Below are 10,255 nucleotides of genomic sequence, written 5' to 3'. Positions count from 1 at the left end.
TACTGCACTCGACAGGGTGTGGGAGAGTAGGACACTGCCGGAACATCTTTGCGAAAGGCCCTCCAACTTCGGTTGGAGGGCCTTTTTGCGTTCCCAGGATACCTCCCGGACCGGGGCGAACAGTCTGAACCATGAACATTTCAGAAATGGGCATGTCGGCGGTTCCGGTCAGCGACGATGATGCGACGTCGCTTCGGGAGGTCACCATGAACTGGCTCTTCACTCACCAGGCACTGCGCCGTTGTGCGGCCGTCCTGGTGCTGCCTGCCGCACTGGTCGGCGCGGTCGCGACCGCGCCACTCGGTGCCGCCGCGCCATCCGCCGATCCACTGATCGGCGCGGTCGGGTCGGTCGCAGGCCTCGCCGGGATCATGCTGCCGGCCACTTACGGCCCCGAGACGGCGATCGTGGTGCTCGGATACGGTCTGCTGCCCGATGGCACGATGCGGCCCGAATTGGGTAATCGCTTGCACGCGGCGCTGATTCAGGCCTTTATGTCGCCCGCTTCGCCGGTGATCGTGACCGGTGGCAACCCACGCAACGGTGTCACCGAGGCACAGGTGATGGCGGACTGGCTCAATGTTCGTGGTGTCGCCAGGAACCGGTTGCACGCGGAAACCGAAGCCGGTTCCACCGTGCAGAATGCCGAGTTCTCGGCGCGCATGATGGAAGCGCTCGGCGTGACCAAAGCTGTCCTGATCACCTCCGCCGACCATATGCGCCGGGCGCTGGACAATTTTCTGGCGGCCGGTATCCCGGTCGTCGCCACTATGACCCCGGATGTGGCCCCCCTGTGGGCCCAGCCGTACGGCTCCGAAAAATAGACCCCGGCACCGCCATCGGTCGAGGCCATGACTTTCGCTAATGGATAGCCGCGCCGATGTCGGTGGCGCCGATTACGATGCGGGAGGCGTCATCGCGGGTTGCGAGGGTGCGGTGCGGTAATGGCAGACAGGGGAATTCGATGGAACGGCCGGTATGGGCGCCCGAAGGTGTCGATATGCAGCATCCGAGTCCGGCTCGGATGTACGACGCTTTGCTCGGCGGCTCGCACAACTTCGCGGTCGACCGGGACGCCGCGGAGATGGCTACCGGGCTCGTTCCAGACCTGCCGCGGTTGGCGCTGAGTAATCGCGCGTTTCTGCGCCGGGCGGTCCGCTTCATGCTCGACGCCGGAATCCGGCAGTTCCTCGACGTCGGATCGGGCATCCCCACCGCGGGCAACGTGCACGAGATCGTGCACGAGCTCGACCCGGAGGCCACGGTGCTCTACGTCGACATCGACCCGGTGGCCGTCGCTCATTCGCGAACCATTCTGCAGGGCAACGAGCGCGCGGGTGCGATCGAGGCCGACCTACGCAAACCTGTCGACCTGGTCGCCGCGGTGCGCGAGACAGGGTTGATCGACTTCGACGCCCCTGTGGGGCTGCTGCTGATCGCGGTGCTGCATCTGGTGCCCGATGTGGACGATCCGATCGGCAAGGTGGCAGCGCTGCGCGAAGTGGTGGCAGCGGGTAGTTTTATAGCCATTTCACATCTCACCTCCGAGCTTCGGCCCGATGACGCCGGTAAACTGGGTACGCACTCGGTGAACCAGTCCAAGGTCGGTATTCATTTCCGGTCCAAGGATGAGATCGTCGCGTTGTTCGAGGGATGGGATTCGGTCGAGCCAGGCGTTGTCGAGTTGCCGTTGTGGCGGCCCGAGTCCGAGCGCGATCAGCACGAGAAGCCGGGCCGCTCGCTCGGCATGGGCGGTGTCGCGATCAAGAAGTAGACCGCCTGACATGGCGGGTGCGATAGACGATGACAGGTGGATGAAGCAGTGGGGTCGTGGGAGCTGGCGCGGCGGTGGGCGGATGCCCTCGATGGCGTCGTAGCTCCTACCCTCAACCGCTCGCAGATCGAAGAGATGCTGGCTGCCCTGTGCACCGGTCTGATCGACGCCGCACGCGGTGGGGAGGATCCGGACATCGCGCGGCGGGCGGCTCGGATGCTGGTCGCCGCCAACTACCGTGACCCGTCGGCGGTGAGCCGTTCGGTGCCGGTGATCTGTGCCGATCTGGTCGAGCTCGTCGCCGACGGCCCGGCCGACCCCGCGCTACCGCAGATCCGCGACCGGGCGATCGTCCTGGCCGCCGACTTCGCGGCAGGCTTCACCGCGGCGCTGCGGGCCGCCGCGCTGGCCGAGCAGGAGGCCACGCTGGCCGCGGTGCTCGCCGCGGCGCAGGAGGCGGAGAACCGCCGGGCGCTCTCCGAAGCCCGTTTCGAGGCGGTCTTCGACGGCGCGCTCGTCGGCATCGGCACCGTCGACATGACCGGCCAGGTGATCAACTGCAACGCCATCATGGCCCATATGCTCGGCCAGACCCCGGAGACGATGCCGGGCCGGACCGTCGCCGACATCCTGGGCCCGCAGAACCTGAACTTCGCGTTCGAACAACTCCAGTTGATGGTCGCCGGCGAATCCGAGAGCTTCCGGACCGAGACCGAGCATCTACATGCCGACGGTCGGGTGACCGCGATCGACCTGTCGATGTCGGCGGTGCGCGGCACTGATGGGAGCATCGAGTTCCTGATCGGCGTCGCGGTCGATGTCACCGAGCGCAAGCAGCTCGCCGACCGCCTGTGGCACGACGCCAATCACGACGCGCTCACCGGTCTCCCGAACCGCCCGCACCTGTTCAACCGACTGGCGCAAGCGCAACCGCCGATCGGGGTCTGTTATCTGGACCTCGACGGGTTCAAGGAGATCAACGATCTATGGGGGCACACGATCGGAGATCGTGTGCTCGAGGTCGTGGCCGACCGGATGCGCGAAGCGGTACGCCCGGACAAGGCGCTCGCCGCCCGCATCGGCGGTGACGAGTTCCTGGTGCTGGTCGAAAGATGCTCCGGTGAAGCGCAATTGGCGCGACTGGCCGGCGAGCTGCTGTCCGCGCTCACCGAGCCGCTCGAGGTGGACGGACACATGCTCGCCGTGGGCGCCAGCATCGGCACCGCCTTCTTCGAGCAATTGCCCGGCGCCGTAGACGAATTGGTGCACGCCGCCGACGCGGCGATGTACCGCAACAAGAACGACGCGCGCCGCGATCCGGCCCGGTAGCGGCCGGGCCGGAACCGATCAGACCGATTGCCGCTCGCGCCCGGCCGCTCGCGCCAGTGAACGATCGCGTTGTTCCTCGAAGCGGAGAACGTCCCCGCCCAGCCGATCGAGGAAGGCTGCCAGATCCTCGCGAGCGCGCTCGCCTCGAGGACCGAAGTCATTGCGCTCGAAGATGTTCCACTTGCGCAGCACCGGCATCAGTACCTCTTCGAGATGCTGGCGCAGATCGTAGATGCCGTGCTTGGCCATCAGCACGCCGTTGCGTCGCCAGCCGGGCATGCCCGCACCGGGCATCTGGAAGTTCTGCACGATGGTGTTGATCGCCTCGATGGTCTGGTCGGGGGCCAGGTCGAGCGAGGCGGCGCACAGGTTGCGGTAGAAGATCATGTGCAGGTTCTCGTCGGCGGCGATGCGGGCGAGCATGCGGTCGGCGATCGGGTCGTCGCAGACCCGCCCGGTGTTGCGGTGGCTCACCCTGGTGGCCAGTTCCTGGAAGGTCACATAGGCCACGGAGAACAGGAATCCGGCGCCGGTCGAGGCGTGGATGTCGAAGCCCGGTGCCTTGTCGTCCACGACGGCCATCGCCGAATATCCGTTGGTCATGTGGATCATTCGGGCCTGTTCGAGCGCGACCGGGTCGACCCCGCGGGTCACCACCAGGTAGTCGCGCAGTACGATTCCGTGCCGGTTCTCCTCGGCGGTCCAGCGGCCCACCCAGGTGCCCCAGGCGCCGTCCTTGGAGAAGTTCTCGGCGATCTCACGGTGGTAGGAGGGCAGGTTGTCCTCGGTGAGCAGGTTGGTGACCATGGCCGCCTTGGCGAGTTCGCTGAGGGCGGATTGTTCTGGGTCCCAATCGATTCCGCCCATGGACGCGAAGTTGCGGCCACGGTCCCACGGCACATAATCGTGCGGGTGCCAGTCCTTGGCCATCGATAGATGGCGGTCGACATTGCTCGCGGCGATGGGTTCCAGCTCGATCAGTAGTTCCAGTTGGGTCAGGTTCCTGGCCACGCTCGTTGCCCTTTCCGGTTAGTGAAAAGCGAGAGTTGCTTCGGTCCGGTAGTGTTGCCCGTCGTCACAATAGACCCGGCGCATCGCGCCTGGAAACGACACGGTGTTCCTTCGCACTGTTTCGGAATTTGGGCGCGTCGCGCCGTGTGCATATACGCTCCACCAGTTCAGCTCCATCAGCGGTTCCCGTTCAGTCGTGGCATAGCTAGAGAGAGTGAGCGAAAAATTATGACGGACATCGTGGTCACGAGCCTGGCGGCGACCACGTCGATCGCGGGCGACGTCGACTCGACCTGGAAAGGTCTGCTCAACGGCGAGAGCGGAATCGACGTCTTGGAAGACTCCTTCATCGACGATTTCGAACTGCCGGTGCGGATCGGCGGCCACCTGAAGGTGTCGCCCACCCTCTCGCTCACCCGCGAAGAGGCGCGCAAACTGTCCTACGTCGAACAGATGGCCGTGGTTCTCGGCCGCGAGGTGTGGCGCAACGCGGGCAGCCCCGTCGTGGACCGCGACCGGCTCGGCGTCTCGATCGGTACCGGCCTCGGCGGCGCGGAATCGCTGATCTACGCCCGCGATCGGCTGCGCAACGGCGGCTACCGCAAGGTCTCGCCGTTGACCGTGCAGGCCATCATGCCCAACGGTCCCGCGGCCTGCGTCGGCCTCGAATTGGGTGCGCGGGCCGGGGTTTCCACGCCGGTGTCGGCCTGCTCGTCGGGCTCGGAGGCGATCGCCAACGCGTGGCGGATGATCGTGATGGGCGATGCCGACATGGTGGTGACCGGCGGTGTCGAGGGCTCCATCCAGGCGGTGCCGATCGCGGCGTTCACGCAGATGCGAGCCATGAGCACCCGCAACGACGATCCCAAGGCGGCCTCGCGTCCCTTCGACGCCGACCGTGACGGGTTCGTCTTCGGCGAGGCGGGCGCGATGATGGTGATCGAGACCGAGGAGCACGCGAAGGCGCGGGGCGCGACGATTCACGCCCGGCTGCTCGGCGCGGGCGTCACCTCCGACGGATTCCACCTCGTCGCACCGGATCCCGAGGGCACCGGCGCCGCGCGGGCGATGACGCGGGCGATGCAGACCGGCGGGATCAGCCGCACCGACGTCACCCACATCAACGCCCACGCCACCGCGACCCCGATCGGCGACACCGCCGAGGCCAATGCGATCGCGAAGGCGATCGGCTCGCACGCGTCGGTGTACGCGCCCAAATCGGCTCTCGGGCATTCGATCGGCGCGGTCGGTGCGCTCGAATCGGTGCTGACGGTGCTCAGTGTGCGCGACGGCATCGTGCCGCCCACGCTGAATCTGGACAATCAGGACCCCGAAATCGATTTGGACGTGGTGTCGGGTCAGGCGCGGCGTGGTCGCATCGATTACGCGGTGAACAACTCCTTCGGTTTCGGCGGTCACAACGTGGCGATCTCGTTCGGACGGTATTGACGGTTCGCCTTGTGGTGGCGGATTCGGAGTCAATGTGCGTTGAAAAGGATTGGGAATGATCGGCGAGACTTTCGACGACTATGTAGACGAACTGGGGACTATCCGGATTCCCGGTGATCAGACCCTGATCGACTTCGTCGACAAACACAGCGAGGCCAACGGGGACGACCTGGCCTATCGCTTCATCGACTATTCGACAGAACGTGAGGGGGAATACCAGGAGCTGACCTGGCGTGAGTTCGGCGTGCGGCTGCGCGCGGTGGCCGCGCGATTGCAGCAGGTGACCCAGCCCGGCGACCGGGTGGCGGTGCTGGCGCCGCAGGGCCTCGACTATGTCGTCGCGCTGTTCGCGGCGGTGTACGCGGGGAATGTGGCTGTGCCGCTGTTCGATCCGGAGGAGCAGGGCCACAGCGACCGGCTGCACGCCGTTCTCGGCGACTGCGAACCGGCCGCGGTGCTCACCGTCGGTAGCGCGGCGGCCGGCGTGCGCAATTTCTTCCGCGAACAGCCCGCGGCGCAACGGCCCAGAATCATCGCGGTCGAGGCGATTCCCGATACCGTCGGCACGCGCTGGCGCAGGCCCGACATCAATATCGACAGCGTGGCGTATCTGCAGTACACCTCCGGGTCCACCAGGGTGCCCGCCGGTGTCGAGATCACCCACCGCTCGGTGGGGACCAACCTGCTGCAGATGATCGATGCCATCGGGATCACCGAGAACGCCCGCGGGGTCACCTGGCTGCCGCTGTTCCACGACATGGGGCTGCTCACGGTGATCCTGCCGACCATCGGTGGCAAGTTCATCACCATCATGTCGCCCAGCGCGTTCGTGCGCAGGCCCGCGCGCTGGATCAAGGAGCTGGCCGCGCAAGCGGATGGCGCCGAAATCTATTCGGCGGCACCGAATTTCGCGTTCGAACACGCGGCGATGCGCGGGTTGCCCAAGGGAGACGAATCGCTCGACCTGTCGAACGTGATCGGTCTGATCAACGGCAGTGAGCCGGTGTCGGTGGCCTCGATGCGCAAGTTCAACGAGGCGTTCGCGCCCTACGGGCTGTCCAAGACCGCGATCAAGCCGTGCTACGGGATGGCCGAGGCGACGCTGTTCGTGTCGGCGACCAAGCGTGACGACGAGGCGCGGGTGGTCTATGTCGATCGCGGGCAGTTGAACGACGGCCGGATGGTGGAGTGCGACGAGCACGCCGAGAACGCGGTGGCGCAGGTGTCGTGCGGACACGTGGCGCGGTCACAGTGGGCGGTGATCGTCGATCCCGGTACCGGGATCGAGCGTCGCGACGGCGAGGTCGGCGAGATCTGGCTGCACGGTGACAATATGGGCATCGGGTACTGGGGCCGGGCGGAGGAGACCGCGGAGACCTTCCGCAATCGGGTGGTCGCGCGCATGCAGGTCGGTAGTCGCGCCGAGGGTGCGCCCGATGACGCGAAGTGGATGCGGACCGGCGACTACGGCGCCTATCACGACGGCGAGCTGTTCATCACCGGCCGGGTGAAGGACCTGGTGATCGTGGACGGGCGCAACCACTATCCGCAGGATCTCGAATACTCGGCGCAGGAGGCCAGTACGGCGCTGCGGCCCGGCTTCATCGCGGCCTTCTCGGTGCAGGCGGGCCAGTTGCCCGCACCGGTGCTCGAGGCCGGGACGGTGTCCGATCCGGCGGCGGAGCAATTGGTGATCGTCGCCGAAAGAGGGACGGGCGCGGCGAAACTCGAGCCGGGCCCGATCACGGACGCGGTGCGTGCGGCGATCGCCCGCAGGCACGGGGTGATGGTGCGCGACCTGTTGCTGGTGCCCGCGGGGTCGATTCCGCGGACGTCGAGCGGGAAGATCGCCCGACGGGCCTGCAAGGCCGCGTATCTGGACGGGACGCTGCGCGGTGGATACCGGCAGCAGGCCTATCCGGACGCACCGGAGGAGTGAGAGACGGTCGGCCACTGGGCATTCCGGTGGCCGACCGATATCCGCCTCGTGCGTCCGGCTCCGGCGCCCGGCTGACGCGGCGCAGGTCGCTCAGTTGACGCAGGGAATGGTGTCGCCGATGTTGGTGGACAACGGTTTTCCCTGGTCGGGCAGCGGCATCGAGCCGGATGTCGTGGTCGTGGGGGGAGTGGTCGTCGATGTGGTCGGGCTCAGCTCGGTGGGCATCGTGAAGTCCGCGCCGAGCGCGATCTTGATCCGCCCGTCTTCGATCGACGGCGAGGCGGAAACCGGCAGCCCGCCGAGAAGTTCCGCCAGCGCACGCGCATCGTCGGCGGCACCGAGGCCGTAGGTGATGGCCGAGTACTGGCCGTCGCTCGAATCACCATTGCCGATCAGGCCCGCACCGTAGCCCCGGCTCGTCAGCGCGGCCGAGAGCGCCGCCGCCTGCCCTTTCTCGGTGCCCACATTGTGCACATCGACCACGCTCGTCAGGGGCGATGCCGTGGTCGTGGTCGCCGGCATCTCCTGGCCGAAGGCCGCCCGCACCTCCCGTTTGATCGCGGCCGGGTCGACGATGTTCACGTCCTGACCGTCGATCACGTCGTAGCGCACCACCGGCAGCGTGCGGAATTCGACCGGTACCGAGCCGGCGGAGCCCATGTCGCGGGCGAAGTCGAACAGGTTCCAGCCGTCGGAGAGCACCACGTCACGGTGCGCCACGTCCATTAGTTCCGTGAGTTGGCTCAGGTTGGTCAGCGTTCCGGAGTCCTTGAGCGACTTGGCGACCGAGGTGAGGAAAGCCTGTTGACGATGGGTGCGGTCGAGGTCGCCGTTGAGCAGTCCGTGACGTTGGCGGACGAACGCCAGGGCTTGTGAACCATCGAGATGCTGCCTGCCCGCGGGGAAACTCGCGCCGGAGAACTCGCTGTCGTCGACGGCGTGGTTGAGACACACGTCGACCCCACCGACAGCGGTGGCCAGGTCGTAGAAGCCCGCGAGGGAGATCTCGGCGAACCGGTCGATCGGAACCCCGACGAGATTGCGGACGGTGGTGACGATGGACGCGCGTCCGGCCTCCCGGCCGCGCCGCTCCAGTACCACCGGATCCTTTTCGCCCTGGTCGATCAACTTCGCTTGCACCGCGGCCTTTTTCAAGCCGTACGCCTCTTTGATCTTGATCTGCTGGTAGCCGGGGATTCCCGTCACCGGCACATAGTTGTCGCGGGGGATGGAGAAGGCGACGACCTTGCTCTTGTCGGCCGGAATGTGCAGCAGGATCAGCGAATTCGCGTTGTAGCCGCCCTCGGTGCCGTCACCGGCGTGCAACTGGTCGAGCACCTCTTTCGGCAGGTCGTTGCCGTTGAGATCCTTGCGGGTGTCCAGGCCGATCAACAGGATGTTGACGGCGCCGCCGCCGGAACGCGGGGCGTCCTCACCGAGTGCGGTGGAATGGGTGAAGCCGGAATCGAAGTCCTGCTTGGCCGACCAGGCCAGGCCGGTGCCCGCGAGAACGGCCAGCGCGGTGGTCGCCACGAGCATTCTGGCCATGATCAACCCGGCTCGGCGAGCGCGGCCGTGCCGTGGCGCGCGAGGGTCGGTGGCGGCGTGCTTGCCGACGCGCTGTGGTCCCCGTCGTGCTGTCTCCCGGCGCGGCGGCGGCGGAAAGTCGTTGTCCCCGTTCACCGCAGCGCGCTACCTGCCTGCCACTGTTCCCACGGCACACTCCAGTCGCCGTTCTGCCACACCTCGAGCGGGGCGCCGCCGGTATTCCTGATCTCGACCACGTCGCCGGGTTGGGAGAAATTGTAGAACCAGCGCGCGTTCTCGCCGCTGAGATTGAGGCAGCCATGTGAGACGTTGGTGTTGCCCTGCGCCCAGATCGTGTCGTCGAGTTGGTGCAAATAGATGCCGTCGGTGCTGATCCTGGTCGCCCAGCCGATGGATTCCTTGTAGCCGAGCCGGGAGTTCACCGGCAGGCCGTAGGTGGAGGAGTCCATGATCACCGGATTGGCTTTGTCCATCACGGTGTACACCCCGGGCTGGGTCCAGAAGGTGATGGTCTTGCCCGCGACGGTCTGGCTACCGCCCATGCCCAGCGAGGTGGGCATCGTCTTGATCAGCGTGCCGTTCTCGTATACCTGCACCTGCTTGTCGTTGTCGTCGACGATCGAGACGTGCGAGGGGCCGATGGTGAAGCTGGTCTTCGTGTCTTCCTGGCCGTAGAGGCCACCGCCGAGATCCTTGCCGTAGATGTCGGCGGTGAGCGTCACTTTCGTGCCGGGCGTGTAGTAGTTCGCGGGCCGCCAGTGGGCGTTGCGGTTGTCGAGCCAGTACCAGGAGCCGGTGACGGGCGGATCGGTGGTGACCGACAGGTGCTTCTCGGCCGTCGCGCGATCGGGCACGTCCTCGTCGAAGTGCGCGACGGCGACGGTGCCGACGCCGAAAGTGCCCGATGAGGAGAGTTCCGTGCCGCCCGTGGTTCGGAAATAGACCTTGGTCTGGTTGTTCGGCGCCAGCGTGGTGAACGACGAGGTGATCGGCCCGACCCGGCCGGTGACGGTGACCGCCTCGGCCGTGACCGTGTAGGTGTGGCCGTAGCCCAGTGGTTCCGACGGTTTCCATGCCGACTGGTCGGGGGTGAGGATGCCGTCGACCGTGCCGCCCTGCTCGTTGGTCATCGTGACCGCGGTGAGCTGCCCGTCGCTGGTACTCACGCGCACCGGGCCCAGCGGATCGATCTCGGTCGCGCCGTC

The 10,255-nt window shown here is 66.5% G+C and carries 8 protein-coding genes; 5 read left to right on the top strand and 3 right to left on the bottom strand.

From position 1 onward, the window contains the following. Window positions 1-131: 131 nt before the first annotated feature. The 3 genes from ACWGCN_RS35405 to ACWGCN_RS35395 all read left to right on the top strand — a co-directional run bounded on the left by ACWGCN_RS35405 (window position 132) and on the right by ACWGCN_RS35395 (window position 3,103). Window positions 132-824, top strand: coding sequence for a YdcF family protein (locus ACWGCN_RS35405; protein ID WP_379317208.1), 693 nt, complete (start codon window positions 132-134; stop codon window positions 822-824). A gap of 140 nt (window positions 825-964) precedes the next feature. Continuing rightward, a complete protein-coding gene (locus ACWGCN_RS35400) occupies window positions 965-1,774 on the top strand; it encodes an SAM-dependent methyltransferase (RefSeq protein WP_452460298.1) in 810 nt (269 codons plus the stop codon). 36 nt (window positions 1,775-1,810) lie between these two features. Beyond that, entirely contained in the window at window positions 1,811-3,103 is a 1,293-nt protein-coding gene (locus ACWGCN_RS35395; RefSeq protein WP_378994767.1) for a diguanylate cyclase domain-containing protein, read from the top strand. Window positions 3,104-3,121: 18 nt separating this feature from the next. Here ACWGCN_RS35395 and ACWGCN_RS35390 read toward each other — a convergent pair whose 3' ends face one another. Next, window positions 3,122-4,114 (bottom strand): acyl-ACP desaturase, encoded by a 993-nt coding sequence (locus ACWGCN_RS35390; protein ID WP_379314937.1) that lies wholly within the window; start codon window positions 4,112-4,114, stop codon window positions 3,122-3,124. A 201-nt stretch (window positions 4,115-4,315) separates the two neighbouring features. Here ACWGCN_RS35390 and ACWGCN_RS35385 point away from each other — a divergent pair, with 201 nt between their 5' ends. After that, a complete protein-coding gene (locus tag ACWGCN_RS35385; RefSeq protein WP_379314939.1) occupies window positions 4,316-5,563 on the top strand; it encodes a KasA/KasB family beta-ketoacyl-ACP synthase in 1,248 nt (415 codons plus the stop codon). A 58-nt stretch (window positions 5,564-5,621) separates the two neighbouring features. After that, window positions 5,622-7,502 carry a long-chain-fatty-acid--AMP ligase FadD32 gene (gene fadD32, locus ACWGCN_RS35380; protein ID WP_452460300.1) on the top strand — a complete coding sequence of 627 codons (1,881 nt, stop codon included), beginning with the start codon at window positions 5,622-5,624 and terminating at the stop codon, window positions 7,500-7,502. A gap of 90 nt (window positions 7,503-7,592) precedes the next feature. Here the strand turns inward: fadD32 and ACWGCN_RS35375 are convergent, their stop codons facing one another. Then, window positions 7,593-9,050 carry an LCP family protein gene (locus ACWGCN_RS35375; RefSeq protein ID WP_452460299.1) on the bottom strand — a complete coding sequence of 486 codons (1,458 nt, stop codon included), beginning with the start codon at window positions 9,048-9,050 and terminating at the stop codon, window positions 7,593-7,595. Between the two features lie 131 nt (window positions 9,051-9,181). Further along, window positions 9,182-10,255: L,D-transpeptidase (locus ACWGCN_RS35370; RefSeq protein ID WP_452529185.1), on the bottom strand; the 1,074-nt coding region annotated here is incomplete at its 5' end.

This window comes from Nocardia sp. NPDC055050 (assembly GCF_053608345.1).
Note: the sequence above shows the minus strand (reverse complement) of the source record. Positions and strands in the feature narration are given on the sequence as shown.

What these genes read in the sequence shown, in the direction of transcription:
- ACWGCN_RS35405 (WP_379317208.1), top strand. Translation starts at nt 132, where the DNA reads ATGAACATTTCAGAAATGGGCATGTCGGCGGTTCCGGTCAGCGACGAT.
- ACWGCN_RS35375 (WP_452460299.1), bottom strand. Translation starts at nt 9,050, where the DNA reads ATGGCCAGAATGCTCGTGGCGACCACCGCGCTGGCCGTTCTCGCGGGC.
- ACWGCN_RS35400 (WP_452460298.1), top strand. Translation starts at nt 965, where the DNA reads ATGGAACGGCCGGTATGGGCGCCCGAAGGTGTCGATATGCAGCATCCG.